Origin of the sequence: Sphingobium cyanobacteriorum (genome assembly GCF_030580935.1) — a bacterium.
GTDB classification, from domain to species: Bacteria; Pseudomonadota; Alphaproteobacteria; order Sphingomonadales; family Sphingomonadaceae; genus Sphingobium; species Sphingobium cyanobacteriorum.
In genome coordinates, this window is the sequence record NZ_JAUQOM010000004.1 from 127,656 (window position 1) to 153,883 (window position 26,228).

A 26,228-nucleotide genomic window follows, 5' to 3' on the forward strand; every position below is an offset into this window, starting at 1 on the left:
GCACGGTTCATTCGACCAGGGGCGTGTCCCAACGGTCGATCGGCATGATTTCGATACCGCCGATCCTGCCATTGGGCGCGTAGCTCAACCGCATTTCCAGCATGCCCGTATCGTAACGCGCGCGATAGACATGCACATCATCGTCGCCGCGCGGCATGCGGCCGAACAGGGCGATGGCGCGCCGCGTCCCCAGCGGCTGCACGATCGCCTGATATTCCGCCTGCATCTCGGTAAAATCCAGCTTCGCCATGTCGGTAAAGTCGCCATGGGCCGCCTGCCCCCGCGCGATCGCGTCCAGCAGGCTGCCGGCCCGATCGGTCATGCCCGGCGCGGCATCCTGGATCGGCAGGGCGGGCGCCTGTTTCAGCACGGGTTCGACCATGCCGGCGATGTGGCGCGCGATCAGGCCGGGATCGCTCTTGTCGCTGTTCGCCAGCACCACGACGGTCAATCCTGCGGGCATATAGCGGATGATGAACGTCCTGAATCCCTGCCAACTGCCGCCATGCCGCCAGATCGTCTGCCCCGCTGCCGCTTCCTGAAACCAGCCGAAGCCATAGGGATAGGTCTTGCCACTGGCGATGCCGGCAGGGTTGGCGATGGCCGCCCAGGATCGGGGCTGCACGATCCTGCCCGCGGCGACGCCCGCATCCCATGCCGCATAATCGAGCGCGGACAGATAGAGCGATCCGTCAGCGGTGGAATTGGCGGTCGGCGATACCCATTCGGCATTGCGCGCCATGCCATCGCGCATTTCATAACCGGCGGCACGGTTGGGCACGACCGCCAGTTCGTCGATCGGCCGCGCGCTGTTCATCCCCAGCGGCCTGAACAGGCGGCGCGTCAGCAGGTCGCCATAATATTCGCCACTGACCTTTCGAATGACGAAGCCCAGGACGATATAGTTGGTATAGCTGAACCGCCAGCGCGTGCCCGCCGCAAAATTAATGTCCTGCCGGAAGATGATGTCGAGCAGTTCGTCATCGCTGTAATCGGTGCGGAATTCGCCATTGGGCGTCGCGGGCAGGCCGGACGTGTGATTGAGCAACTGGCGGATCGTGACCCGTTTCCAGCTCGGCGGCGCCTTGGGCAGATAGCGGGTGACGGGATCATCCAGCGCGATCTTGCCATCCTCCACCAGCAGCATCGTGGCCATGGCGGTGAACTGCATCCCGACCGCGCCGGTCTTGAACAGCGTATCGGGATGGACCGGGATATGATGTTCCAGATTGGCGAAGCCATAGCCCTGCGTCCGCACGACCTGTCCGTGCCGCATGACCGCCAGAGACAGGCCCGGAATATGCTGCCGCGCCATTTCCGCACCGATATAATCGTCGATCGGGTCGGCCATGGCCCCGGAAGAAACCCCAAGGGCCAGGAAAAGCGCGGATATTCTGATCATCAAACGCATGGGCGGCCGTTCTTTCGCGTTGCAGCCGGCCAGTGCAAGGCCGTCTCAGCCCTTATGCTGCCACCGGGCGCCGCCAGCCATAATGGCCGAAACGGCCAGCATGTTTCCAAAGATGGCCAGCGCCATAGCACCCATGCCCCGGATCATGGATCGACATGGCCTTCCCCTTCATAATCATCATGGGGAAAGCGCTGGCTGGGGGTGGAGCGGTCCCAGATACCGCGCGACCGCAACGGTCGCGTGACCAGCAACTGCCCGCTGATGTTGAGATTGCCCATGGCGCGCACCTGGTACAGGGATTCGAAACCGCGCGCATCGGCGGTCGCCTTCCGGTCCATCGCGTTGAGTTGCACAGGCTCGCTCGCAAATTCCGCCATCTGCCGCAAGGCGGCGTCGCGCGCGCCCGCGATGATGACGATATGGTTGCCCGATGGCCCCGGCAGCCTGGCCATATAGCCAAAATCCCGCCGCGCCACCCGCTCGTCCGCCAGCAACTGCCCGCCATCGGCCTGATAACGCCGCCGCGAAACCGTGTCGATCAGCTCGTCATAGGTCGTGCCGACCCTGAAACCGGACGCCTGGAACAGGGGGTTGCGCAGCATCGCGCCCAGTCCGCTGATCTGCCCGACATAGACGATGTCGGATGATTTGAGGAGGTCGGCCGTCAGTTGCGAAACCGGGATCATGCTGATGCGGCGGCCGGACTGGCCCTTTATCGCGCGCAGCGCATCGAACAGGTCGCCCAGCGACATGACCGCGCTCGACGGCACATAGCGCATGTCCAGGTCGCGAATGCGCGCCCGTTCCTGCGGCCGCGCCATCAGGTAGATATCCAGATCCTCCCGCGCGTTGATCGACGGGTCACGGACAAGGCGCGGCGGGCCCATGTCCACCGCCTGCCCTTTCGCGGTTTCCGCGAACAGATAATAATCGCCCAGCACGATGGTGATCGGCCGATCATCCTGCGCGATCGGCCGCCAGAGCGCCGTTTGCGCCAGCGCCGACGGCGTGCTTTCCGACCAGCGCGGAAAAAACAGCCACCAGCCCGCAATGTTCGCCAGCAGCAGGAGCGCCAGCACCGCACCGATCATGGCAGGACGTTGCCGGCGGCCATCGCTGTCATCGGCACCGTCATATTCCTCGCTCGCCGCGATGGCCGGCGCATCGGCATCATCCGCCAGCATCAGGGCATATTCGCCCTTGGGAATGAACAGCTTGCGCCCCGGCATGTCCGCCTGCGCCTGTTCAAGCAGCTTGCGCAGGCGGTGGACATAGACGCGCACGGTCGCGTCCTGCGGCGTATCGATCGTCTGCCCGATCGAAAAGGCTTCGTTGGCGATGTCGATTTCGGACGGGGAGCGTCCTTCCAGCGTGCGTTCCAGCAGGAAATCGAAAAGGCGCAGCAGCTTGTCCGATCGCTTCGACCCGATCATGGCCCGCACGCGCCGGGCCTGGTCGATCAACTGCTGACGCGGCGTATCCGGCCCATCGTCGATCAGGCGATCTGTTCCGGCATCGCTGTCGGAAGGCGGCGGTGAATCATCAGGCATATTGTTGCGTATCATGGACAATCAAAGGGTTCACCCGTCTTTTGGACGTAAAGACAGTTCACCCGCGCCGACAAGGGCGTAATCGGGTGCAGCAGCAGTTTCTTTCGCAAATGTTGCCGTATCGAACCGTTTCAAAATATCCCCGATCCGTCTTTCCGCCTAAGGCAACAGCCAACGGCACCGGCGGCGCACGCCCTGTGGCCGGGCCTGGCCGACGCCGGGACCGGCCATTCGCAACGCCGCTCGCACCATCCATCGAAAGACTCCATCCATGTCCCTCGAAACCTTCGGAAACTGGTTGTACGACACGCAGGTCAGCACGTTTCTGCGCGAAGTCAGTTGGATCATTCCCACCGTCCAGAGCATCCATATCCTGGCGATTTCCATCGTCGTCGGCTCCGCCCTGATTTCCGACCTTCGCCTGGCGGGCGTGCTGGCGACGGATGAAAAGCCCGCGGCCATCGTGCGCCGCTATTTGCCCTGGATGTGGACCGCGCTGGTCATCCTGTTGCTGACAGGCATCGTGATGCTGCTCGCCGAACCGGGCCGGACGCTCAACAACAGCATCTTCTGGACGAAGATGGCGCTGGTTCTGGTGGCCTTTGCCCTCACCCTCTTTTTCCGCAAGCCATTGCTCGACCCGGAATTTCGCCTGGATCACGCGCGCTGGGCAACGATGGTCAAGCCTGCCGCATGGATATCGCTGCTCGTCTGGGTCGGCGTCATCTTCTGCGGCCGCTGGATCGCCTATACCTGACCTGATCCTCCCGACAACCATATAGAAAAGAGGGGCTGCCATGTCCTTGGATACCCTGTTCCAGACGCTTTACGATTCCCAGCTCGCAACGACCATCCGGGAAAATACAAGCGCCTTCCCCTGGATTGAATCCGTGCATGTCCTGGCGATCACGCTGGTGTTCGGCACCATCTGCATCGTCGATCTGCGCCTGCTGGGCTATGCGTCCCACCGGCGCAGCGCGCGCACGCTGATCGCGGAACTGTTGCCCTATACTTGGGTCGCCTTCGCATTCGCGGTCGTCACCGGCGCGCTGCTGTTCACGTCCAACGCGGTCGCCTATGCCCATAATGCGCAATTCCAGTGGAAGATGATCGCCATCGCCGCCGCTGGCATCAACATGGGCATTTTCCACCTGACCGCCCACCGGCGCATCGTCGACTGGGATGACGCCCTGCCCCCGCCGCTGACCGCGCGGATCGCGGGCGCCTCGTCGCTCTTGCTGTGGACATTGGTGATCGTTTTCGGGCGCTGGATCGGCTTTACCCTGTCGATTTTCTGATCGATGCCAATCCTGCCGCCGCTGTCCCCTGGTGCGAGCATGAACCCATGACATCCCCCGTTACACTGCGCCGCGCCTCGCTCGCCCTGTTGCTTCCCGTGCTGCTGCAAGGCTGCGGGACGCAAGCGCCCAGGGGTGACACGGATCGCAAGGGTCAGCCGATGCTGGCGGCCGCACCGCTGCACGTCACCGCCTCGATCAAGGAATTGATGGATTCCACCATCGATCCGGCGGCGGACGGCCTGTGGGATTCGGTCGGAACGATCGTCACCACGGCCGGGATCGACACGCACCAGCCGCGCACCGACGAGGAATGGCACGCCGTTCGCCGGCACGCCCTGACCCTGATCGAAGCCATGAACCTGGTGGTGATGGACGGCCGCCATGCCGCGCCGCGCGGCACGAAAGCGGGCTTGGGCGAACTGTCGCCGCAACAGATGGACGCGAAGATCGCCGCCAACCGGGCCGAATTCAACCTGTTCGCGCAGGCGGTCCATGACGAAGGGCTAAAGGCGCTGGCCGCGATCGACCGGAAAGACCCCGAAGCGCTGTCCAGCATCGGCAGCGACCTGGACGAGCGGTGCGAAGCCTGCCACGTCACCTTCTGGTATCCCAATTCGGCCCGGCCCACCGCCTGACGATGGCCCCCTTGCCGCCGCCCCCTTGCCTGCGTCCTCTTGCCCGCCGTCCTCTTGTCAGTCCGGCTTTCTGGCAAAGCGGCCGGGCGACACGCCGGTCCAGTCCTTGAACGCGCGGGAAAAGGTCGCCGTATCGGAATAGCCAAGCTGTTCGGCGGCAACCGAGAGGGGAACATCGGGCGCTTCCAGGATGACGCGGGCGCGTATCTGCCTTGCCCGTTGCAACAGGTTGCGAAAGGATGTCCCCTCCTCCATCAGGCGGCGCCGGAACGAGCGCCCCGATAAATTAAGCTCCGCCGCCACGGAATCGCAATCGACATGGGTGCGCCCCAGCCGCCGCATGATCACATCCTCCGCCTGCGCCACGAAACTTTTCATCGTCATGCTTTCCGGTCCCATCAGGTCCAGCAGATGACATTCCAGGATGCTCTTGAGCTTGCTGTCCTCCTGCGGCGCGGCGCTCACGAACGGGCGATCCAGGTCCTTGTTCAATATGACCAGCTTGTTGGCGACCTGACTGCCCATCACGCGCGACCGGAAAAATTGCGCCAGCCGCTCTTCCCGGCCGACGATGGAATGTTCGAAATGCGCCTCTACCGGAAACCATCTGGCCGATGTCAACTGGCGCACGATGGTCACGATTCCGGCGACCGCGAATTCCGCATCCTGCCGCCGGGGCCAGATTTTCGGATCCTCGATCCGGTAGCTGTAGGTGGTGCAGTCCGCATCGACCGTCATGTCCAGCATGGTGCGCGTCTGCCAGCGGCTCTGGAACCGCGCCATGGATTCCAGCGCGGAACGCAGCGTTCCGGCCGCCCGCAACAGGGCGTGGAAAGGACCAAGATCGGGCAGGCCAAAGCGGGTGCCCATTTCCAGCCCCAGAAACGGCCGGTTCAGCTTTTCCGACGCATTTTCCACCAGGGCGATATAACGGTGCAGCGGGGCGCGTTCATAGGGCGTGCCCAGTTGCGACCGGAAAAATCCATGTTCCCGCAGCAAAGGTTCCATCCGGCCATCCGCAACATCCGGCAGGGCGTTGAAGAAGGCGTTCAGGAACAACAAACGGATCGTCGCCTGTTCTTCCCCACCCCTCCCATCATGCGGAAGGGAAACAGTTTCCTTGTCCACTTCTACCGACCTTTCCCACTGGCCGACTTTGCAAAACCACTTACCAGCTCTGCAATTTACGCCGATTGCCTATTCTAAGAAACCCATATCCGCGCTTGGCTCGATCTTGATCCTCTCCGGGATCATGCTCTTGCTCAGACCTGCGCTACAGGACCGGAGAGGGTCATATTGAGCTACAGCATCGTCGCTCTGGCTGCAACATGGCAGCCGGGGCATCATCCCCGAAAAACCCCCATTGTCCCCTCCCGCGGAAGGTGGGCGGGCGCGATGACCGTTCCTCTGCCCTGACATCTGCGAAGGCATAATGCTTCCGCAATCCCCATTATATATGTGCAAACGGACATAATATCATGAGTCTGACCGACAATCCTGTTCAGGACAGCGGCACCACCCCTGTGCGGTCCGCCAGGGCCGGCGCAGCCGATGGCGCGACCGCATCGACCAGGATCGACTTTCTCTACCTGTCGGAACCGGACATGATCCGCGCCGGCGTGACCGACATGCCCGCCTGCGTCGATGCGATGGAGGAGATGTTCGCGCTGCTCCACCATGGCGACTATCGCATGGCCGGCGCGAACAATAATTCGCACGGCGCGATCGTGATGTTCCCCGATGAATCGCCCTTCCCCGATATGCCCAAGTCCACGGTCGATCGCCGGTTCATGGCCATGCCCGCCTATCTGGGCGGCAGTTTCCGCACGGCGGGCATGAAATGGTACGGGTCGAACATCGAAAATCGCGACAAGGGCCTGCCCCGTTCCATCCTGACCTTCGTGCTGAACGATGCCGACACCGGCGCGCCGCTGGCCTTCATGTCGGCGAACCTCCTGTCGGCCTATCGCACCGGCGCGGTGCCGGGGGTTGGCGCCCGCCATCTGGCGCGCAAGGATTCCAGGGTGGTCGGCATTCTCGGCCCCGGCGTCATGGCGCGCACGTCGCTGTCGGCCTTCATGGCGGTGTGCCCGCGGATCGACACGGTGAAGGTGATGGGCCGGGGCAAGGCCAATCTGGACGCCTTCATCGGCTGGGTCGGGGAAACATTCCCGCAGATCACGGTACAGACCGTCGATACGGCCGAAGCGGTGGTGCGCGATTCCGACATCGTCACCTTCTGCGCCTCGGTCGCGACCGGCGATCCGTCCATCTACCCGACCGTCAGGCGCGAATGGGTGCGGCCCGGCACCTTCCTGTCGATGCCGGCCCCCTGCAATATCGATGAAGGCATGGAAGGGGACGACATCCGCAAGGTGCTCGACAATACCGGCCTGTACGAATCCTATCTGGAAGAACTCCCCGCTCCGGCGCATCGCTTCGTGCCCGCCGTGGGCGTCCGCTTCCTCGATCTGGTCGCGGAGGGGCGGCTGGACAAGGCGACGCTGGAGGATCTGGGCGGGATCGTCGCTGGCGATACGCCGGGCCGGCGGAATGACGAGGAGATCATCATCCTGTCCGTGGGCGGCATGGCCGTGGAGGATGTTGCCTGGGGCACCATCGTGTACCGCAACGCCCTGCGCGACGGGATCGGCGTGAAACTCAACCTCTGGGACGCACCGGCGCTGCGCTGATCTGGCCTGCCGCTCCCAAATCTTCCTATTCTTGCACACAAGTGGATATTTCCATGACCGACATCATCAAAGTCAAGACCGGCAACAAGTTCGAGGACCATGGCAGCTATTCGCGCCTGGTCGCCGTCGACAATCTGATCTTCGTGTCCAATACTGCCGGCCGCAACCCGAAAACCAAGCTGATCCCCGATGATCTGGTCGAACAGACGCTTCAGGTGCTCAGCAACATCGAAGCGGCCCTCGCTTCTGTCGATGCGGTTCTGGAAGATGTCGTTGCCGCCCGCGTGTTCGTGCAATTCCCCGAACATGTCGAGACGGTGATGACCGCTTATGGACAGCGGATGCGCGGCATCAACCCGACATTGACCATGACCTGCCCGCCGCTGGGATCGACCGACTATAAGGTCGAGATCGAAGTCACCGCCTATCGCGGCGCGTCGAAGGCCAATGTGCGCGAACTCCGCATCACCCTCTGATCGTGAACCCGCCTGCCCCCTCCTCTTTCCAGAACGGCATCATGGCCCCAGTCATCACCCCGGTTACAACGTCGCCCACCATGCCCGCATCCACGACGGTGGTGATCATCGGCGGCGGCATCGTCGGCCTGACGACGGCGCTCAACCTCGCCGAGCGGGGGATCCCTGTCACCGTGCTGGAAAAGGGGCGGATCGCGGGCGAACAGTCGTCGCGCAACCTGGGCTGGGTGCGCAAGACATCGCGGGGCGGGGCAGACCTGCCACTGGCGCAGCTATCCGACCGGCTCTGGGCGCAGATGCGCCAGCGGGTGGGCGCGGATGTCGGCTATAGTCAGGCGGGCATCATGTATGTCGCGCGTACCCAGGCCCAGATGGCGGCGCATGAAGCCTGGCTGGAGTCCGTGCGCGATTTCGGCCTCGACAGTCGCTTGCTGTCGGCGCGGGACATCGACCGGATCGCCCCTGGTGGCGTGGGCCGCTGGGTCGGCGGCATCCATACCCCGTCCGATGGCCGGGCCGAACCGACATTGGCATCCAGTGCGATCGCCACGGCCGCCATGGCCAGGGGCGCGATCATCGTTGAAAATTGCGCCGTCCGCGCCCTGTCCCTGTCGGCCGGCGCGGTCAGCGGCGTCGTCACCGAACGGGGCGAGATCAAGTGCGATCAGGTGCTGCTGGCAGGCGGCGTATGGTCGCGGCGCTTCCTGGGCAATTATGGCGTGCCGTTGCTGACATTGCCGCTGGTCGCTTCCGTATTCAGGACAGCGCCGATGGAAGGGCCGACCGATATCGCGCTGGGCGGCCCGGACTTTTCCTTCCGCAAGCGGCTGGACGGCGGCTATACCATTACCCAGCGCGGCGCGCTGTTTGCCCCGCTGATGCTCGACCACCTGTTGATCGGCCTGAAATATCTGCCCGTGCTGCGCAAGGAATGGGCGAATTTGCGGGTGTCCTTTGGCAGGGATTTCTTCGATGATCTGGCGCTGGGCCGCCGGTCGCGCGGCGACCGGGTATCGCCGTTCGAAAAATTGCGCACCATCGACCCGCCGGTCAACCCAGGGTTGAACGAGGAAGCGATGCGCAACCTGGTCGCCGCCTGGCCAGCGTTCAGCCAGGCCGTGGTCGCCCAAAGCTGGGCCGGGATGATCGACGTGACGCCGGATTCGCATCCGGTCATCGCGCCGGTCGCGAAAATCCCCGGCCTGACGCTGGCGTCGGGCTTTTCGGGCCATGGTTTCGGGACCGCGCCGGGCGCCGGGCATCTGGCCGCCGACATCATCACCGGCGCGCGGCCGATCATCGATCCGTCGCCTTATCGCTTCGATCGCTTCTGACGGGAAAAGGGCGCGGCCCATGATCCAGGATCATGGACCGCGCCCAGGACTACCGACCCCCCCGGATCGGCAGGGGCACCCCGCTCAACGAGCCGCGGCCACCGGATCGAGCCGCATGCAGACCGCCTTCGGCTCGGTGAAGGCGTTGATCGCCTCATGGCCGAACTCGCGGCCGATGCCGGACAATTTGTTGCCGCCAAAGGGCATGGCAAGGTCCAGCACATTATGCGTGTTGAGCCAGACCGTCCCGGCATCGATCCGGTCCGCCAGCATATGCGCGCGATCCAGATTGCGGGTCCAGATGCTCGCGGCCAGACCAAAGGGCGTATCGTTGGCCAGCTTCACCAGATCGTCGCCATCATCCACCCGCATCGCACAGACGACCGGACCGAAAATCTCCTCGCGCATCACGCTCATCTGGCTGGCGACGCCGCCCAATATCGTCGGGCGATAGAACCAGCCATCGCCGTCGACCGCTTCGCCCCCGGCGAGCGCGATCGCACCTTCGGCCAGGCCGTTATTGACGATACCGCCGACACGATCCCGCTGGCGCGCGGAAATCAGCGGCCCGACCTGCGTGGCAGGATCGAAGGCGGAACCCAGTTTCAGCGTGCGCGCAATGTCCGACACGCCCTCGATCACCTGATCATAGAGCGGCGCTTCGACCAGCAGGCGCGACCCGGCGGTGCAAATCTGCCCGGAGTTGGAGAAGATCGCGGCCGCCGCGCCGGGAATGGCGCGTTCCAGATCGGCATCGGCCAGGATGATCGTCGGCGACTTGCCACCCAGTTCCAGCGTCACCCGCTTCATCGTGACGGCGGATGCCGCCAATATGCGCTGGCCGGTCGCGGTCGATCCGGTGAAGGCGATCTTGCGCACCATCGGATGATCCACCAGCGCCGCGCCCGCTTCCTGTCCGAAGCCGGTGACGATATTGACCGCACCGGCGGGGAAGCCCGCTTCGAGGATCAGTTCGCCCAGCCGCAGCGTCGTCAGCGACGTTTCCTCCGATGGCTTGAGCACGACGGTACAGCCAAAGGCGATGGCGGGCGCGATCTTCTGGATCGCCTGCCCGATCGGGAAGTTCCAGGGCGTGATGCCGCCGACCACGCCGACCGGGCGGCGCTCGGTATAGGCGCGGTAGATCGCATCTTCGGGCACCAGCGGGTTGAGCGCCACATATTGCCCGGCGATCTTCGAACTCCAGCCCGCGAAGTAGCGCAGCCCGTCGATGGTGAATTGCAGGTCGATCGCCCGCGTCACGCCGATCAGCTTGCCACTGTCGAGCGATTCCAGCATCGCCAGTTCGTCGGCATGATCCTCGACCAGCAGCGCCAGCCGCTCCAGCAACCGGCCCCGGTCGATCGGGCGCATCGATTGCCAGGCCCGGCTTTCGAAACAGCGCTGCGCCGCCTGCACCGCGCGATCGACATCGGCGGCGCTACAGGCGGGAAAGGCCATGATGGTGCGGCCGGTCGACGGGTCGATCGCGTCGATCATCCTGTCGCCCTGCAAGGGTTCGACCAACTGCCCGTCCAGCAGCAGCAACCCCTTGGGCAGCCGCACGGCAGGATGGGGGGCATGGGCCGCATCGGCCGATGCGCGGGTTTCGTCGATCATGGTCATGCGTATCTCCTGGCGATATCAGACGCTTGCCGGGGCGGCGTCGGCATGGACGCGCGCGGCGATGGCGGGTTTTTCTTCCACCTGCGTGGACCCTACCTGCGCATAGGTGCGGGGACGGAAGCGTTTGAGGTAAAGACCATGCCCCAGCCCGATCAGCGCCAGCGGCACGAACAGGTAGGGCAGCTTGTTGACGACCGCCAATGTCGTGCCGGTCAGCGCCGAATAATTGTCCAGCGACAAATAGGTGGCGATCGCGATCAGCACGCCCCCGACAAAGGGCGACACCGTCTTGCCCAGCGAATATTCCCCCCGCCGCGCAAAGAAGATCGGCACCGACAGCGATGTGGCGGTCAGCAGCAGCAGCAGCCCGACCGCGCCCATGGACGACAGGCTGGTGGCCAGGTTCAGCAGCGGGTCAAGGCCCGCGATCGCGAACAGCCCCACCACCACCGACAGGATCAGCGTCAGCAGGATGCACGCGACGCTGGGCGATCCATGGACCGGATGCACCTTGCCCAGCGGCGCAGGCAACAGACCGTCGCGCGCCATGGCGAACATATAGCGGGTGATATTGTTGAAAAAGCCCAGCACGGCGGCAAAAAGGCTGGTGATCGTCAGCAGGCTGAGCACATCGCGCCCGACGATGCCCATATAGCGCTGCGCGACACCGCTCACCAGGCGGCCGGGGTCTGCCGCCGCAACGGATTTCACGTCGCCCGGCGCGATGCTCAGCACCAGGCACCAGGACGACAGCACATAGAAGCTGCCCAGGATCAGCACCGCGCCATAGGTCGCCCGCGGGATGGTGACATCCCGGTTGCGCGCTTCTTCCTGATAGATGGCGGTCGCTTCGAACCCGATACAGCCGTTGATCGCATAGATGACGGAAATGCCAAGGCCCGGCGCAAAGATCGCGGCCGGCGTGAAGCTGTGGAAATTGATGCCCGACACGCCCTTGTCGATCAGGATCAATATGTCGAGCAACAGGATCACCGCGACTTCGGCCAGCAGCGCCACCGTCAGCACCTTGGCCGCCATCGTGATCTTGCGCAGGCCAAGCCAGGAAATGAGCGCGATGCACAGCGCTGCCCAGATTTCCCAGCGGGTCGATATGCCCGCCGTCTGCTGGATGAAGTCCGACAGGAAATAGCACATCGCGCCCAGCACGGACGTAGCCGAACAGATATAGGCCGTCACCGCGACATAGGCGGCGGCGATGCCCGCCTCCTTGCTGATGCTGGAGGCGATATAGGCGTAGAAAGCCCCCGCATTGCGCACATGCGGGATCATCCGCACATAGCCGACGGCGAACAGCAGGATCACGAAGCACATGCCCAGCAAGGTGCCCGGCATGCCCGCGCCATTGCCGAAGGCGAGCGCAAGCGGCACGATGCCCGCCAGCACGCCCATCGGCGCGGCGCAGGCGAGGATCATGAAAATGATGTCGCCGGTTCCGAGCATACCGGGAAACAGGCCGCCGGACTCCGAATGCTGCTCAACGCTTGCCATGCTCTTCGCGCATCCCCTCATATGATGTCGTTCGATCGGTCGATGCGCCATCGACATTGACCCTTCGGGCCATGGGACGTGATTGCGCTTCCGACCGGCTTATTGATATTTTCGGCCACCATGCGGCGCGGGCCGCGGCCGATGCCCTACAGGCCCGGTTTCAGCGCGATCACCCGCAACGGGCTGCCCGAACCGCCCTGGATCTTGAGCGGCGTCGCGACGATCACGGCGCCACGCACCGGCAACTGGTCGAGATTGGTCAGGCATTGCAGGCCGTAACGGCCATTGCCATGCAGCACCGAATGGGCGGGCAGCGGTTCTTCGAAATGCGCCGCCTGCCCCGCGTCGGTGCCGACCGTTTCCACGCCCAGGCCGATGCAAGCGCGCTCATGCACCAGGAACCGCATCGCTTCCGCATCGGGACCGGGCGAATGCGCGCCGTCCTCTTTCAGGTTGAGATAGGCGAGCGTGCCGACACGCTTGTACCAGTCGGTGCGCAACAATATCCAGTGGCGGGGGGGAATGGGGCCATGGCTGGCTTCCCACGCCTCCAGGAACGCGCGCGTCAGGATGAAATCCTCGTCCGCGGCGGCCTGCGCGCTGATGTCGATCACGACGGCGGGATGGATGAAATCGGCGGGTGGCAGCCTGTCGACGGTGCCGTTCGGCACGTCCTTCCCCGTGATCCAGTGCGCGGGCGCATCGAAATGCGTGCCCGTATGCTCGTTCATGGAAATATTGTTCCAATACCAGGCCGGACCGTCGCCATCATAGCGGGACACGGTTTCCATCCTGAACGGTTCGCATTGTCCGAATTCGGCGGGCAGGACGATGACCGGGAAGTCCGGGGACAGGGTGTTGGTCAGGTCGACGACCGCGATCCCCCCGGATGCGATCCCTGAGGTCAGGCCGGAAAGCACGGTTTCCACGGCGGTCATAGGTTCTTCTCCCTGATGTAAAGCGCCGGATCGTCGGACCAGCGGGCCATGGCGTCCACAGCGGCATCCCCGACGCAAAGCTGTTCCCGGCCGCCTTCCAGCGCGTCGACCACGCCCTTGGCGATGCGCGACGGCGCGACCTTGGGCATCGGCACGGACTGATGATCTTCATCATCGACCGGCCCGGTGAACAGCGTCATGACCCGCACGCCCGATCCGCGCATCTGGTGGCGAAAGCTCTGGAGCAGGGACAGGTGCGCCGCCTGCGCCGCCGAAAATGCGGGGAAACCGGCATCGGGCGCCAATGCGGCCGACGACACGATATCCACGAACGCGCCCGACGGCCGCCCCTGCAACATCGGCGCGCAGCCCTGCGTCAGGCGCAACAGGCCCAGAACGGTCACGTCCAGCGCGTGCTTCTGGTCGATCAGCCCGTCGCCCCGCCGCACGAAGCGGGCCGTGTTGACGACGATGTCGAGCGGACCGGCAATGTCGGTCAGACATTCCGACACGGACCGCGTATCGGTCAGGTCCAGCGGCACGATGCGCACGCCCGTCAGCCCGGCAAGCGCCGCAGGTGGCTGGGCCGGCGCGGGCAGGCCGACGACGACCGACGCCGCGCCCGCCGCCTGCAATGCGGCGACCACCGCCTGGCCGACAGCCCCCCGTCCATCCGTGACCAATATGGTGCGATCACGCACCGGCACGACGAATTCCCGCCACTGTTTGTCGCTCATGTCAGGTTCTTCTCCGGCCGCCATGGCAAAGAGCGCGGCATTGCCGCCCTTGTCGATCATCAGGCGCACGTCGGCCCTGCCCCCGACTGTCAGATTGCGCGACAGATGCGCCAGCGCCACCGGCCCCGCATCCAGCGCGATCGTGCCCATGCGCCAGGGCATATGCGCCCGGAAATACAGGTCGGTCGTCACCCTGACGGTCGTTTCCGCCAGCAGCGTCGCGCCCTGCACCTGATCGCGCCAGGCCAGTTCGCCCCAGCAGACGGGGCAGATGTCGCGTGGCGGATAGGTGACGGCGCTGCATTCGACACATTGCTGAAGCACGAAACGGCCCTGCGCGGCGCGTGCCGACATGGCGTGCATCGCCCGGCTGCGCAGGCCGGCGGGAACATGCCGTTCGACCTTGCGCTGCAATGGATCGCGCTTTTCGGGACGGGGGCGCAACGTCATGCGACAGCCTCCAGCACGGCGGCGGCGGTGCAGATGCCGCGATCATAATTGACCAGGCCAAAGCCGGATATGGCCGCGATCCGGGCGTCGGGCACCTGATCGCCAAGCGGTTGCCGCAATATCTGGCGCATCCCTTCGGTGACATTCTGAAAACCGCCCGCAGCCCCCGCCTGTCCCGCCGACAATTGGCCACCATTCGTATTCAGCGGCAAATCGCCCGTAATCGTGAAGTCGGTGCGCCGGATGAAGTCGGCGACTTCGCCGGGCGGGCAGAAACCGAGATTGTCGATCTGCATCGCGACGATGACGGGATAATCGTCATAGACCTGCAGGACATCGACATCCTGCGGCCCGACCCCCGCCATGGCCCACAGATCATCGACATCCATCGTCCAGCCGCCCCGCCACTGCACCTTGTCCTGCGGATGGGCATTATGTCGCTCGATGGTCGAAAGGATGCGCACCATGCGCAGGCCCAGCCGCTGCGCCACTTCCGGCGTCGTCACGATATAGGCGTCCGCACCGGCACAGGGCATGACGCAATCATAAAGATGCACCGGATCGCTGATCGGCCGCGCGTTCAGATAGGCGTCCAGCGTCAGCACGCCGCGTTGCAGCGCCAGCGGGTTGCTGCGCGCATTGTCACGCTGCGCGACGCACAGCTTGCCGAACGCTTCGCGCCCGATGCCGAATGTGCGCATATAATGATCGGTGATCAGGGCGAAGGTCGCATTGGGCCCGCCCGATCCATATGGATAGACAGCGTCCTGCGAAAAGCGGGAAAAGCCCGCCACCGTCTGGCGAAAACTGTCGAGATGATTGGTGTCCGCCGCGACGCAGGCGACGATCTGCGCATCGCCACACTGCACCGCGCGGGCGGCGCGGCGCATCGCCATCACGCCGCTCGCGCCGCCGGTCGGAATATGGTCGAGCCAGCGGGGGCTGAGGCCCAGATGCTGCACCATGCCGACGGCCGTGTCGGGACCGGCCGAAAAGCTGGAAAAGCAGAAACCGTCGAAATCCCGTGGGCCAAGGCCCGTCACATCGGCCAGCACGCGCAGGGCGCGCCCCGCCCACCAATGGGCCGACTGGCTGGAATAGCGTTCATAGGGCACCGTGACCGGCGCGCACAGAACCACATCGTCATAGCGCAGCCGGCCGCGCATCACACCTGCCGCCGCTTGAGCGCGCGCAGATCGAAAAATGCGTCCTTGCCCATCCTGTCCGCCACCTGATCCTTCAACGCCGCGCGCAAAATCTTCTGCGTCGGCGTCAAGGGTAGCGCATCGACAAAGGCAATCCAGCCCGGCACCTTATAATAAGCCATCTGATCGAGGCACCAGCGCGCGATCGCCTCCGCCGTGCCGGCATCGGCCGGCGCATCGCGCAGCACGACCAGCGCGGCGACTTCATCCCCCCGCACGGCGTCAGGGGTTGCGGCAATGCCCACCTGCTCCACCAGCGGGTGCTTCGACACGATCGCCTCGACCTCGACCGCCGCGATATTCTCGCCCGACCGGCGGATGACATTCTTCTTGCGATCGACGAAATGCAGGTCGCCATCCTCGTCGCGCGATACGATGTCGCCGGTGTGGAACCAGCCCCCGGCCCAGGCTTCATCGGTCGCTGCGGGATTTTTCAGATATTCCTTGAAAAATCCGTAGCGCGGATTCGCCCCGGCCCGGTGCACCAGCAATTCCCCCGGCGCCGGGTCCGTCACGTCCTGCCCCGCGTCATCGACGATACGGATCGCCACATCGGCGGACGGGCGGCCAAAGCAGCTCGTCCCGGTCTTGCGCGGTTCGGCGGTGGCCGCGATCACGCCGCCGCTGCCGGTTTCGGTCATCGCCCAGGCTTCGATCAGCGGAAAGCCGAACCGGGCTTCGAACGGATCGTGCAATTCGCGCGTCACGCCCGCCCCGAAGCCGAAACGGACGGCGTGCAGCTTGTCGGACGCATCGGGCGCGGCGCCCATCAGCATGGACGGCATGACGCCCAGATAGTGCAGACATGTCGCCCCGCTGCGGCGCACGCTGTCCCACCAGGTGCCGGGATGAAAACGGTCGAGGATGATGAGGCAGCCACCGACCGTGACCATCGCCATCACCGACACCGCCATCGCGTTCATGTGAAAGGTCGGGAGCGGCGTCAGCATCCGCTCCTGCCCCGGCCGCAGGTCGATCAGCCCGCCCACATCGCGATACCAGTCGCCCGAATGGAGGAAATAGTCGTTGGTCAGCACACAGCCCTTGGGCTGGCCCGTCGTGCCGGACGTATAGAGCAGCGCGGCTTCCGCGTCCGACCCTGCCGGCGCGGCGGCGGGCACGGGCCGGGCGAGCGGCACGATCGCTTCACCGGGCACCATGACCGGCATGGCGTTGCCGATATTGCGCGCCGCCGCCATGATTTCATCGCGCCGTTCGGGCAGGACGAAGGCCGCATCCATTTCGGAATGGCCGACAATATATTCCAGCTCGCTCAGGCGCAGGTCCGGGTTGATCGGCACCACCGATGCGCCCAGCCCGTTGAGGGCGAACCATATTTCAAGGAACACAGGACGGTTCTGCAACAGCAGCCCGACACGAACGCCCGCGCCGAACCCGGCATCCCGCAACAACGCCTGCCAGCGCGACACCCGTTGCAGCATCGCGCCATAGGAAATGGTGCCCGTCTCGATACCATAAATGGCGGCGGTTTCGGGCAGGATGTGCAGGAACGCATGATCGCGATAGGCCGCGGCCGTCGATGCGAACCTTGAAAAGACCGTTTCGCTACTCACGATTCCCCACATGCAAAGCTGATATCGAAAACAGGCAGGGATGGCCGCTCCGGCCCATCCTTCCTATAAGTATGCATATACATATTTTTAAGTCTATAGCAAATCGAAAGGGCGCGGCCTGCGCGCCCATCCGCATCCGCCCTTATGTGTCCTGACGCTTCACATTGTCGATCATGCGCAACAGCACGTTGCGGCAGATATCGATCTCATGCTGGTCGATGCCGCTGGTCAGCATCGAAAAATGATCTTCCACCAGCGGCCAGCAGCTATGGAGCAGGTCGCTGCCCGCCTGCGTCAGCGCCAACAGCCGCTGCCGCTGGTCGCTTTGCGACACCCGCCGCTCGACCAGGCCGGCCGTCACCATGGCGTCGATCGCCCGGCTGGCCGTCGACTGTTCGGCAAAGGCGCGCGCCGCAATCTCGTTCACCGTCAACCGGCCATGGATATGCAGGATCGAAAGCGCGCGCAGGGTCACGACATTGACCCCGCTCCCGCTCAGTTTCCTGTTCTGCACCGCCTGCCCCAGACTGGATATCCGGTTGACGAGGTAGGGGAGATATTGGTCCAGCGCATCCTGCGTCTGTGGCGGGACACAGGGGTCAACGCGGTCCTTCTTGCCTGCCATCGCTTTCTCCATTGCCCGTTCCCCACCGCCGTTCGCGCGCGCCTGGCGTCCTGTCAAGCGCACTGACGCGCCCCCAGGCCGCATCAGGCGAAGGACCGGATCGTCTGGATCAGGCCGTCCAGCCCGCCTGTCTCGGCATCCTTGATCGCGGTTTCGCGCAAGCGCCGCGCCCAATCGGCCGCATCCGGGCGGCGCTGCACATGGCGGATTTCGGCCATCACCCGGTCGAATTTCGACAGGCCGCGCGCATGGGTGTCGGAATAGCCCTTGATCAGGCGGCGACATTTCAGCACCTCGACACCCAGCGCATAATTGCCCCGCGCCAGCGCCTTCGCATCCGCCAGCCAGGCATCGCGATGGGCGACCTCCTCCGCATGACGCAGCGAACCGCGCCGCCATCCCCGCATCCCGCCCAGCACATAGAGCATCAGGAACCAGCGCAGCGAATAGGTCCGCACCCGCCGCCCCTTGCTCACCCGCCGGTCGAGCCAGGCATAAAGGCCCCCGCTCTGCTTGATCCAGCGGCCCAGTCCCGCCGGCAGCATCCCCGTCACTTCCTCCATGCGGGGATGCATATATTCGGTCGTGTGCAGGATCTGGTCGGTCTTGAGGCCCATTTCCCTGGCGATCCGGTCGCGCCGCGCCGCGCGGGTCTTGAGGTCGGCGACACGGATCACATCGTCATAGGTCATCGCATTGGCGAGATATTTGGCGCCATTGGTGGTGAAGGCATAATTCTGGCTGCCGCCGTCCAGCGCCCGGTCCACGGCGTGGAGGTCGGCCAGCAGGTCGAGATATTCCCGGCCATAGGCAATATCCTGATAATCCACGACCTTCTGCAATCCGGCATAGGCCATCGCCCGGACCATGTCGGGCAGCGCATGGATGTGCGCCAGCAGCGGCGCCAGGCGCGCATCGGCCGAATGGGTCGGCACCACCGGCACCGCCAGCGTGCCGCCAGACGGCTCCGCCAGCGCATCGGGCTTCGCCTGCGTGCGGTCGAAGGCCGCGTCGAATGTCCTGATGCTGGCGGCCACGCCCTTGCCATCGCCCTGGATGACGGCGTGATACGCCTCTTTCCCGAAAGGCAAGGCGCCTGACCCGGCGAGCGCGCCGAACATGGCGGCCGAAATGACGCTGTCATTGCGCACCGCCAGCGCATCCATGTCGAACATGATCTGCTGCCGCGCCGTCACGCCGATCGCATCCGCGACGGCGGGACTGTCGGCGATCCCCTTGCCCGGCGCGCTCTTCTCGCCGATGGTGAGCGACCGATGGGTCGAGGCGATCAGCGTGGTGCGGTCGGGCGTCACGATGCCGCGCAGGATGGACCGGCCCGCCTCCATGAATTCCGACGCCATCACGATATCCACGTCGCCGGGCGTGGGCATCTGCGCCAGGATCGGCTTGCGCCCGTTGGACGCGCGCATCATCTCGACATAATAGATGGTCGCGCCGGTCCGCTGCGCCACGCCGGGCACGGATGTCGATTGCGCGATCCAGCCTGCATTTTCGGCGAGCTTGACGATCCAGCCGGTCAGCACGCCACCGCCCTGCCCGCCCATGGCGACAATCGCGACCGTGATCGGCCGTTCCGTGGCTTCGCCAACGGGCGCCAGTGGCAGTTTCAGCCTGTCCGCCAGCATCACGCCGCCTCCATCGCCACGCGACGGGTATCGCGCCGGCCCTGCAACATGCGGATGATGCCCATCGCCAGTTTTTCCTTGAAGCGGTCCCAGCCGGTGGGGTTGTGGATGACTTCGGCCCGGTAGAAGGACGGGCACAGCGCCGCCGCCTCCGACACTTCGCCGCAATTGCCGCACGCGACGCAGCTATTGTCGATCGTCGCGACCGGATCGTCGCGCAGGGGATCGTCCAGTTGCTTGACCGACAGCGAAGGACAGCCCGACAGGCGGATGCAGGCATGGTCGCCGGTGCAGACATCCTCGTCCACGCCGAACCGTTCCTTGACCGTGCGCTTGCCATCCTTGATCCGCCTGGCGACCTGCGGTTTCACCCGGCGCTGCTTGTTCAGCATGCATTCGGATGAGGCGATGATGATCTTCGGCCCCTCCTGCGTCGTCGTCAGCGCCTCTTTCAACGTCGCGCGCATCTTGCCGACATCATAGGTGCGGTCGACTTCCCGCACCCATTTCGCGCCCACGCCCTTCACCGCATCGATGATCGGATTGTTGGTGCTGCGATCCTTGTTCTCCGCCCGCGACGACAGGATATCCTGCCCCCCGGTCGCCGAGGAATAGAAATTGTCGACGATCAGAAACACGCCGTCATGCTTGTTATAGACCGCGTTGCCGATGCCGCTGGTCAGGCCATTATGCCAGAAACCGCCATCGCCCATCACCGCGATCGACCGCTTGTTGCCCTTCCCGCCGAACGCCGATGTGGAGGCCGGGCCAAGGCCAAAGCCCATCGTCGTGGCCCCCAGGTTGAAGGGCGGCAGGATGGAAAACAGGTGGCAACCGATATCGGCGGACACATGATGCTCGCCCAGTTCCTCATGCACCAGTTTCATCGCGGCGAAGATCGGCCGTTCGGGGCAGCCCGTGCACAGGCCCGGCGGGCGGCCGGGCACCACGGACTTCAATTTTTCGACGCGGGGATCGGAGAGGATATCCGCCGCGTCGGGCACCGGCGGGCGATTGCCCAGCAGGCGCGAATCATGGTCCTCCAGGAATGTCTGGATGCCCTTCATGATGACATGGGCGGTATAGTCCCCACCCATGGGCAGCACATCCTTGCCCCGCACCCTGGCGTTGATGTCGCGGCGGCGCAGCACGGTGTTGAGCGCCTGTTCCAGATATTCCGGCTGCCCTTCCTCGACCATCAGCACCGCGTCCTTGCCCGCGGCGAAGGCGGCGACTTCGGTATCGATCATCGGATAGGCGACGTTCATGACATAGAGCGGCACCTGCGTATTGCCATAGGCGTCCGACAGGCCCAGATATTGCAGCGCGCGGATGACATTATTGTACATGCCGCCCTGCAGGACGATGCCGACCTTGCCGGCTTCGGGACCGAAAAATTCATTGAGCTTGTGGTCGCGCACGAAATCGATCGCGGCGGGCATCCGGCGGGTGATCTTTTCCTGTTCCTGCTCATAGGCGGCGGGCGGCAGGACGATACGGCTGAGGTCGCGCCTGGGGTTGTTCAGCGCGTCGCCGATCGTGAAGGCGGGCTTCACATTGTCCTTGCAGGTGAAGCTGCCATGCATGTGACAGGTGCGCACGCGGACCTGGAGCATCACCGGCGTGTTCGACGCCTCGGAAAGCTGGAAGCCCTTTTCGATGAGATCGACGATCGCGCCATGGTCGGGGCGCGGGTCGAGCAGCCACATTTGCGACTTCATGGCAAAGGCGTGGGTGCGCTCCTGCATGATGGAGGAACCTTCGCCATAATCCTCGCCCACGATCACCATCGCACCGCCGGTCACACCGCCCGACGCCAGGTTAGCCAGCGCATCGGACGCGACATTGGTGCCGACCGTGGATTTCCACGCGACCGCGCCCCGCAGCGGGTACATGACCGATGCCGACAGCATCGCGGCTGCCGTCGATTCATTGGCGGAACTCTGGAAATTGACGCCCAGCTCATCCAGCACATCCTTGGCGTCCGACAACACATCCATCAGGTGCGAGATCGGCGATCCCTGATAGCCGCCGACATAGGATACGCCCGATTGCAGCAGTCCCTTGGTGATGGCCAAAATGGCCTCACCCTTGAAGACATCGCCCTCTCCCAGCCGCAAATGCTCGACTTCCCGCGCGAAGGACCGTTCCGCCATGATCACCCACCTCATCTATAATATGCATTTGCATATATTTAGGTATGAAGCATGTCAACGCCTTTGGCGCGGCGCGGTCGCCATGCCCTGTCCGATGCCGCCCTGTCCGATGCCGGCACATGAAACGTGACGCCTGCGTATCAGTCACGTAGGGACGGGGCGTTACGGACTGTAACGATACCGTCATCGGCGTGACTTCGCCGCCCGCACAGCGGAAAAACGGGTCATCCCTGTCCATTGAAAAAGGCGCGTGCAATTGTCACTTTCGTTGTCTCCTTTCCTGCGCGCCAGCGCGATCGCCCTGGCCGCCACCAGCCTGTCACCCACCACCGCCATGGCAACGGATGCGCCGTCGGATGACAGCAGCGCGGACATGCCGGCCCCGGATGTGAACATCATCGTGTTCGGCCGGGGCGAGGACAAGATCGGCGTCGCGGGCGCGGCGAGCGAAGGCAGCGTGGCGGGATCGGATCTGTTGATCCGCCCCCTGTTGCGCGTGGCCGAACTGCTCGAAGCGGTGCCCGGCATGATCGCCGCGCAACATTCAGGCAGCGGCAAGGCCAATCAATATTTCCTGCGCGGCTTCAATCTCGACCATGGATCGGACTTCACCACCTCTGTCGACGGCGTGCAGATGAACCTGCGCTCCCACGGCCATGGCCAGGGCTATCTCGACCTGAACGGCCTGATCCCCGAAATCGTGGATCGCGAAGATTATCGCAAGGGGCCGTATCGCGCCGATGGCGGCGATTTCGCGCTGGCGGGCGCCGCCTCCATCGCGACCATATCGGCGTTCAAGGCGCCCTGGGTTTCGGCGGAGGCCGGCAGCTATGGCTGGCGGCGCTTGGCGGCGGGCGGCACCATTGCCGCGCCGGGCGACGACGCCATGCTGACGCTGGCGGGCCAGTTCAAGGTCTATGACGGTCCCTGGCAACAGCCCGAACGGCTGCGCCACTATTCCGGCTTCGCCAAATATGCAGCCACCACTGGCGCTGGGCGCTTCACCCTCTCGCTTCAGGGCTATCACGGCACCTGGAACCCGACCGAACAGATCCCCGAACGGGCGGTCGGCACGCCGCGCTGCCCCACCGTCTTTTGCTCACCCGATCCCAGCGCGCGGGGACGGACCGACCGCTATATCCTGACCGCCGGACTGGAAGGCGACGACTGGAACGCCACGGCCTATGCCCAATATTATAAATGGCGGATGAGTTCGAACCCCACCTACGCCAATGCCGACGGCAGCAGCGCGCAGATCGAACAGTTCGACCGCCGCTGGGTGCTGGGCGGATCGCTGCGTAAACGCTGGACGCTGGCCGATTGGGCGGACCTGGGCATCGGCGCGGAAACCCGGTATGACGCGATCGGCAATGTCGGCGTCTATCACACCGACCGCCGCCGGTTCATCGCCTCGCTTGGCGAATATCGGGTCGATGAAGGCTCGCTCGCGGGCTTTGGCGAACTGACCCTGCGCCCGTTGCCGGGCCTGCGTGTCATCGGCGGGCTGCGCGGCGATCATTACTGGTATGACGTGCGGGCAAAGGATGCGCAGGCTTTGGCGCTGGGCCAGGGGGACGGCGCCAGCAGCCTGCTCTCGCCCAAGGCGGCGATCGCCTGGTCGCCCTCGCCCGCCTTCGAATTCTACGCCAATTGGGGCCGCGGCTTTCATTCCAACGATGTGCGCGGCGCCGTCAACCGGGCCAGCCCGGTGCCGGTCCTGGTGCGCGGCACGGGGAAGGAACTGGGCGTCCGCTTCCAGCGCCCCGGCATCAGCCTGACCGCCACCTATTTCTGGCTGGACGTGGCCAGCGAGTTGCGCTTCGTCGGCGATTCCAATGCGGTGGAGCCGACCGGGGCAAGCCAGCGGCGCGGCTATGAACTGGTCGCCTTCTGGCGGCCCGTGCCCTGGCTGGCGCTCGACGCCACCTATACCGCCAGCCGGTCGCGCTACGACAATGGCGACCGCATCCCCAATGCGTTCGAAAATGCCGCCTCCGCCGGTGCGTCGGTGATATTGAACGACTGGTCCTTCAGCGCGCGGGTTCGTCATCTTGGCCCCTATCCGCTGATCGAGGACAACAGCGTGCGCGACAAGGGCAGCACCATCGTCAACACCCGCGCCGCGCGGACAATGGGCCGGTTCGAACTCTATGGCGAAATACTCAACATGTTCCAGAGCCGGGACAAGGACATCGCCTATTTCTACGAAGCCTATCTGCCGGGGGTGGATGCAGCGCCGGTGGAGGGCCGGTTGAGCCGGGTGGTGGAACCGCGCACCGTCCGCGTCGGGGTGAAGCTGACCTATTGACCGATGGCATGGTCCATGGCCGAAACCGCACAGAAGCAGGCCTGAAATGAAATAGAGCAGGCGCACCCCTGCCCTATGCTATCCTCACGAAAATATGATCCTGGCGAAAGGGAAAAGACCGATGATCGCATCCATCACCAGCGCCTGGCGGCGCGCGCGTGCCGGTCACATGGCGGGAACGGACGGCGCCGGCGACCTTGATCTGACGCGCTCGGCCTTCCTGCGCGTCGCCGCCGCCGGGATCGTCACCGCCGGGATCGGGATGGCGGCGGGCAGGGCGATCGCGGCAAGCCGGCACGGCATCGCGCCCGTAACCGATGTCGAAAAACTCTACGACGCCTGGCAGGAACGGTTCAACGCGGCGGACCTCGACGCGATGATGGACCTGTACCTGCCCGACGTGGCCTTCATCAGCCCGCAGGGCAAGACGCTGACCACCCCGGCCGCGATCCGCGCGGATTTTGCCGAAGCCTTCGCCCTCAAGCCCGTGATCGACATTCATGATCGCCGGCATATCCGCTATCGCGACATCGTGCTGACCACCAACCACTGGTCGATGACGCTGACCGGCCCGGACGGCAAGCCGGAACAACTGACCGGCGGCGGCATCGAAGTGCTGCAAAAACAGTCCGACGGCGGCTGGCGCTTCATCATCGATGATGCCTCGCGATCGGCGTCCTGATCGCCCTGTCGCTCCGCGCGGCGCAAGGAACGCGCCCGCCGCCATGCTGCCCCTTGTCCAGACGGGAACCTGTTACATGACACTGTCCACCCTGATGTCGCGTGGAAACCCTGTTCGTCATGCGGTCGCGCTTGCGGCCTTGCCGCTATTGGCCTGCGCCCTTGCCCTCCCCGCCCATGGCGCGGAACAGAAGGAAGTGGGCATCACCCCCGTGACGGTCGGTGCAGGCCCGTTCCTGTCCGATACGGCGGAACAGCATAACGTGCGCGTCGACATTCTGGTGCGGGGCCTGGCGCATGGCTATGCCCTGGCCTTCCTGCCCAACAACGACGCCCTGATCGTCGAGCGGGGCGCGCGGCTGCGGCTGCTGCGCAACGCCACGGGGGCAAAGCCGGAACTGGTCGATGCGCCGATCGCGGGCGCCCCCAATTACAGTCAGCAGGACCATATCCTGCCTGACGATGTGCTGGGCATCCAGGATGTCGCCCCGCACCCCGATTTCGCCACCAACAATCTTGTCTATTTCACCTATAACAAGCCTGTCGGCTATGATGCCACGGCCAAGCGGCTCACTGTCGCCACGGTACTGGCGCGGGCCAGGCTGCGGGACATGCGGCTGGTCGATGCGCAGGATCTGTTTACGGGCGAAACCGTCATCGGCGCGGGCGGATCGCGCATCCTCTTCGGACGCGACGGCATGATGTTCGTCACGGTCGGCGCGCTCAGCACCGGCGATATCGACTCCGCCCAGCGCACCGACAATATCTATGGCAAGGTGCTGCGGATCAGGACCGATGGCACGATTCCCGACGACAATCCTTTCGTGAAGGTGAAGGGCGCGCGCCGGGAAATATACAGCTATGGCCATCGCGACCCGCTGGGCCTGACCTTCGACGGCCAGGGCAATATCATCGCGTCCGAACATGGCCCGCTGGGCGGCGACGAACTCAATCGCATCCTGCCCGGCCGCAATTATGGCTGGCCCCACTATAGCTATGGCACGGAATATGGTGGATCGCCCCTGCCCGCCACCCCTGTCGGCCCCGGCACCACCGCCCCGTTGATGATATGGATGCCGGGCATCGCGCCCACCGGCGTCGCCTTCTACACTGGCGACAGGTTCCCGGACTGGAAGGGCAATCTGTTCATCGCCAGCGCCCGCCGGGGGGAAATCAACGGCACGGGATCACTGATCCGGGTGGTGCTGAACGACAAGTTGCAGGAATTGCGCCAGGAATCGTTGCTGGGCGACCTGCATCAACGGTTCAAGGATGTCCGGCAAGGCCCCGACGGCCTGCTCTACGCATTGACGGACGAGGATGACAGCGTGCTCCTGCGGATCAGTCCGGCGCCACGCCCCTGACAGGGGATG

At 64.5% G+C, this 26,228-nt stretch carries 21 protein-coding genes; 9 read left to right on the plus strand and 12 right to left on the minus strand.

The features are described from left to right. Window positions 1-7: 7 nt before the first annotated feature. On the minus strand, window positions 8-1,411 hold the full coding sequence (locus Q4610_RS10890) for a serine hydrolase domain-containing protein (protein ID WP_304535973.1): 1,404 nt from the start codon (window positions 1,409-1,411) through the stop codon (window positions 8-10). 143 nt (window positions 1,412-1,554) lie between these two features. After that, window positions 1,555-2,961 (minus strand): hypothetical protein, encoded by a 1,407-nt coding sequence (locus Q4610_RS10895; RefSeq protein WP_304535974.1) that lies wholly within the window; start codon window positions 2,959-2,961, stop codon window positions 1,555-1,557. A 271-nt stretch (window positions 2,962-3,232) separates the two neighbouring features. Between Q4610_RS10895 and Q4610_RS10900 the strand changes: the two genes are divergently transcribed. Genes Q4610_RS10900 through Q4610_RS10910 form a run of 3 tightly spaced genes read left to right on the plus strand, consistent with a single transcriptional unit; the run spans window position 3,233 to window position 4,897 of the window. Continuing rightward, the gene (locus tag Q4610_RS10900) at window positions 3,233-3,718 is read left to right on the plus strand and encodes a DUF6644 family protein (RefSeq protein ID WP_304535975.1); all 486 of its coding nucleotides are present in this window, start codon (window positions 3,233-3,235) and stop codon (window positions 3,716-3,718) included. Window positions 3,719-3,758: 40 nt separating this feature from the next. Beyond that, window positions 3,759-4,259, plus strand: coding sequence for a DUF6644 family protein (locus Q4610_RS10905; protein ID WP_304535976.1), 501 nt, complete (start codon window positions 3,759-3,761; stop codon window positions 4,257-4,259). 47 nt (window positions 4,260-4,306) lie between these two features. Then, window positions 4,307-4,897, plus strand: coding sequence for a hypothetical protein (locus Q4610_RS10910; protein ID WP_304535977.1), 591 nt, complete (start codon window positions 4,307-4,309; stop codon window positions 4,895-4,897). A gap of 57 nt (window positions 4,898-4,954) precedes the next feature. On the opposite strand, the gene Q4610_RS10915 is transcribed toward Q4610_RS10910, so the two are convergent. Then, window positions 4,955-6,025, minus strand: coding sequence for an AraC family transcriptional regulator (locus tag Q4610_RS10915; RefSeq protein WP_304535978.1), 1,071 nt, complete (start codon window positions 6,023-6,025; stop codon window positions 4,955-4,957). 350 nt (window positions 6,026-6,375) lie between these two features. Between Q4610_RS10915 and Q4610_RS10920 the strand changes: the two genes are divergently transcribed. Genes Q4610_RS10920 through Q4610_RS10930 form a run of 3 tightly spaced genes read left to right on the plus strand, consistent with a single transcriptional unit; the run spans window position 6,376 to window position 9,400 of the window. Continuing rightward, entirely contained in the window at window positions 6,376-7,590 is a 1,215-nt protein-coding gene (locus Q4610_RS10920) for an ornithine cyclodeaminase family protein (RefSeq protein ID WP_304535979.1), read from the plus strand. Between the two features lie 53 nt (window positions 7,591-7,643). Next, window positions 7,644-8,066, plus strand: coding sequence for a Rid family hydrolase (locus tag Q4610_RS10925; protein WP_304535980.1), 423 nt, complete (start codon window positions 7,644-7,646; stop codon window positions 8,064-8,066). Between the two features lie 41 nt (window positions 8,067-8,107). Beyond that, window positions 8,108-9,400, plus strand: coding sequence for an NAD(P)/FAD-dependent oxidoreductase (locus Q4610_RS10930; RefSeq protein ID WP_304535981.1), 1,293 nt, complete (start codon window positions 8,108-8,110; stop codon window positions 9,398-9,400). Between the two features lie 84 nt (window positions 9,401-9,484). On the opposite strand, the gene Q4610_RS10935 is transcribed toward Q4610_RS10930, so the two are convergent. The 9 genes from Q4610_RS10935 to Q4610_RS10975 all read right to left on the minus strand — a co-directional run bounded on the left by Q4610_RS10935 (window position 9,485) and on the right by Q4610_RS10975 (window position 21,881). Beyond that, complete coding sequence (locus Q4610_RS10935) at window positions 9,485-11,026, minus strand: aldehyde dehydrogenase family protein (RefSeq protein WP_304535982.1); 1,542 nt, start codon at window positions 11,024-11,026, stop codon at window positions 9,485-9,487. 18 nt (window positions 11,027-11,044) lie between these two features. After that, window positions 11,045-12,535: an APC family permease gene (locus tag Q4610_RS10940; RefSeq protein ID WP_304535983.1), complete on the minus strand. Its 1,491-nt coding sequence runs from the start codon at window positions 12,533-12,535 to the stop codon at window positions 11,045-11,047. Window positions 12,536-12,681: 146 nt separating this feature from the next. Beyond that, window positions 12,682-13,473 (minus strand): cyclase family protein, encoded by a 792-nt coding sequence (locus Q4610_RS10945; protein WP_304535984.1) that lies wholly within the window; start codon window positions 13,471-13,473, stop codon window positions 12,682-12,684. Beyond that, a complete protein-coding gene (locus tag Q4610_RS10950; RefSeq protein ID WP_304535985.1) occupies window positions 13,470-14,660 on the minus strand; it encodes an SDR family NAD(P)-dependent oxidoreductase in 1,191 nt (396 codons plus the stop codon). Before Q4610_RS10950 ends, Q4610_RS10945 begins: the two co-directional genes overlap by 4 nt. Then, window positions 14,657-15,826, minus strand: a complete 1,170-nt coding sequence (locus tag Q4610_RS10955) for a thiolase family protein (protein ID WP_304535986.1) — start codon at window positions 15,824-15,826, stop codon at window positions 14,657-14,659. Before Q4610_RS10955 ends, Q4610_RS10950 begins: the two co-directional genes overlap by 4 nt. Then, window positions 15,826-17,439, minus strand: a complete 1,614-nt coding sequence (locus tag Q4610_RS10960) for an AMP-binding protein (RefSeq protein WP_304535987.1) — start codon at window positions 17,437-17,439, stop codon at window positions 15,826-15,828. The genes Q4610_RS10955 and Q4610_RS10960 overlap by 1 nt, the downstream gene beginning before the upstream one ends. A gap of 142 nt (window positions 17,440-17,581) precedes the next feature. Further along, window positions 17,582-18,064: a MarR family winged helix-turn-helix transcriptional regulator gene (locus tag Q4610_RS10965; RefSeq protein WP_304535988.1), complete on the minus strand. Its 483-nt coding sequence runs from the start codon at window positions 18,062-18,064 to the stop codon at window positions 17,582-17,584. An 83-nt stretch (window positions 18,065-18,147) separates the two neighbouring features. Further along, window positions 18,148-19,710, minus strand: a complete 1,563-nt coding sequence (locus Q4610_RS10970) for an indolepyruvate oxidoreductase subunit beta family protein (RefSeq protein ID WP_304535989.1) — start codon at window positions 19,708-19,710, stop codon at window positions 18,148-18,150. Further along, window positions 19,710-21,881 (minus strand): thiamine pyrophosphate-dependent enzyme, encoded by a 2,172-nt coding sequence (locus Q4610_RS10975; RefSeq protein ID WP_304535990.1) that lies wholly within the window; start codon window positions 21,879-21,881, stop codon window positions 19,710-19,712. Before Q4610_RS10975 ends, Q4610_RS10970 begins: the two co-directional genes overlap by 1 nt. A gap of 319 nt (window positions 21,882-22,200) precedes the next feature. Here Q4610_RS10975 and Q4610_RS10980 point away from each other — a divergent pair, with 319 nt between their 5' ends. The 3 genes from Q4610_RS10980 (at window position 22,201) to Q4610_RS10990 (ending at window position 26,219) form a co-directional block, all read left to right on the plus strand. Further along, window positions 22,201-24,174, plus strand: coding sequence for a TonB-dependent receptor (locus tag Q4610_RS10980; RefSeq protein ID WP_304536072.1), 1,974 nt, complete (start codon window positions 22,201-22,203; stop codon window positions 24,172-24,174). Between the two features lie 121 nt (window positions 24,175-24,295). Next, window positions 24,296-24,856, plus strand: a complete 561-nt coding sequence (locus Q4610_RS10985) for a YybH family protein (RefSeq protein ID WP_304535991.1) — start codon at window positions 24,296-24,298, stop codon at window positions 24,854-24,856. A 76-nt stretch (window positions 24,857-24,932) separates the two neighbouring features. After that, window positions 24,933-26,219, plus strand: coding sequence for a PQQ-dependent sugar dehydrogenase (locus Q4610_RS10990; RefSeq protein WP_304535992.1), 1,287 nt, complete (start codon window positions 24,933-24,935; stop codon window positions 26,217-26,219). Window positions 26,220-26,228: the final 9 nt, after the last annotated feature.

What these genes read in the sequence shown, in the direction of transcription:
- Q4610_RS10890 (WP_304535973.1), bottom strand. Translation starts at nt 1,411, where the DNA reads ATGCGTTTGATGATCAGAATATCCGCGCTTTTCCTGGCCCTTGGGGTT.
- Q4610_RS10895 (WP_304535974.1), bottom strand. Translation starts at nt 2,961, where the DNA reads ATGCCTGATGATTCACCGCCGCCTTCCGACAGCGATGCCGGAACAGAT.
- Q4610_RS10900 (WP_304535975.1), top strand. Translation starts at nt 3,233, where the DNA reads ATGTCCCTCGAAACCTTCGGAAACTGGTTGTACGACACGCAGGTCAGC.
- Q4610_RS10905 (WP_304535976.1), top strand. Translation starts at nt 3,759, where the DNA reads ATGTCCTTGGATACCCTGTTCCAGACGCTTTACGATTCCCAGCTCGCA.
- Q4610_RS10910 (WP_304535977.1), top strand. Translation starts at nt 4,307, where the DNA reads ATGACATCCCCCGTTACACTGCGCCGCGCCTCGCTCGCCCTGTTGCTT.
- Q4610_RS10920 (WP_304535979.1), top strand. Translation starts at nt 6,376, where the DNA reads ATGAGTCTGACCGACAATCCTGTTCAGGACAGCGGCACCACCCCTGTG.
- Q4610_RS10925 (WP_304535980.1), top strand. Translation starts at nt 7,644, where the DNA reads ATGACCGACATCATCAAAGTCAAGACCGGCAACAAGTTCGAGGACCAT.
- Q4610_RS10930 (WP_304535981.1), top strand. Translation starts at nt 8,108, where the DNA reads ATGGCCCCAGTCATCACCCCGGTTACAACGTCGCCCACCATGCCCGCA.
- Q4610_RS10935 (WP_304535982.1), bottom strand. Translation starts at nt 11,026, where the DNA reads ATGACCATGATCGACGAAACCCGCGCATCGGCCGATGCGGCCCATGCC.
- Q4610_RS10940 (WP_304535983.1), bottom strand. Translation starts at nt 12,535, where the DNA reads ATGGCAAGCGTTGAGCAGCATTCGGAGTCCGGCGGCCTGTTTCCCGGT.
- Q4610_RS10945 (WP_304535984.1), bottom strand. Translation starts at nt 13,473, where the DNA reads ATGACCGCCGTGGAAACCGTGCTTTCCGGCCTGACCTCAGGGATCGCA.
- Q4610_RS10950 (WP_304535985.1), bottom strand. Translation starts at nt 14,660, where the DNA reads ATGACGTTGCGCCCCCGTCCCGAAAAGCGCGATCCATTGCAGCGCAAG.
- Q4610_RS10955 (WP_304535986.1), bottom strand. Translation starts at nt 15,826, where the DNA reads ATGCGCGGCCGGCTGCGCTATGACGATGTGGTTCTGTGCGCGCCGGTC.
- Q4610_RS10965 (WP_304535988.1), bottom strand. Translation starts at nt 18,064, where the DNA reads ATGGCAGGCAAGAAGGACCGCGTTGACCCCTGTGTCCCGCCACAGACG.
- Q4610_RS10970 (WP_304535989.1), bottom strand. Translation starts at nt 19,710, where the DNA reads ATGCTGGCGGACAGGCTGAAACTGCCACTGGCGCCCGTTGGCGAAGCC.
- Q4610_RS10975 (WP_304535990.1), bottom strand. Translation starts at nt 21,881, where the DNA reads ATGAGGTGGGTGATCATGGCGGAACGGTCCTTCGCGCGGGAAGTCGAG.
- Q4610_RS10980 (WP_304536072.1), top strand. Translation starts at nt 22,201, where the DNA reads ATGGCAACGGATGCGCCGTCGGATGACAGCAGCGCGGACATGCCGGCC.
- Q4610_RS10985 (WP_304535991.1), top strand. Translation starts at nt 24,296, where the DNA reads ATGATCGCATCCATCACCAGCGCCTGGCGGCGCGCGCGTGCCGGTCAC.
- Q4610_RS10990 (WP_304535992.1), top strand. Translation starts at nt 24,933, where the DNA reads ATGACACTGTCCACCCTGATGTCGCGTGGAAACCCTGTTCGTCATGCG.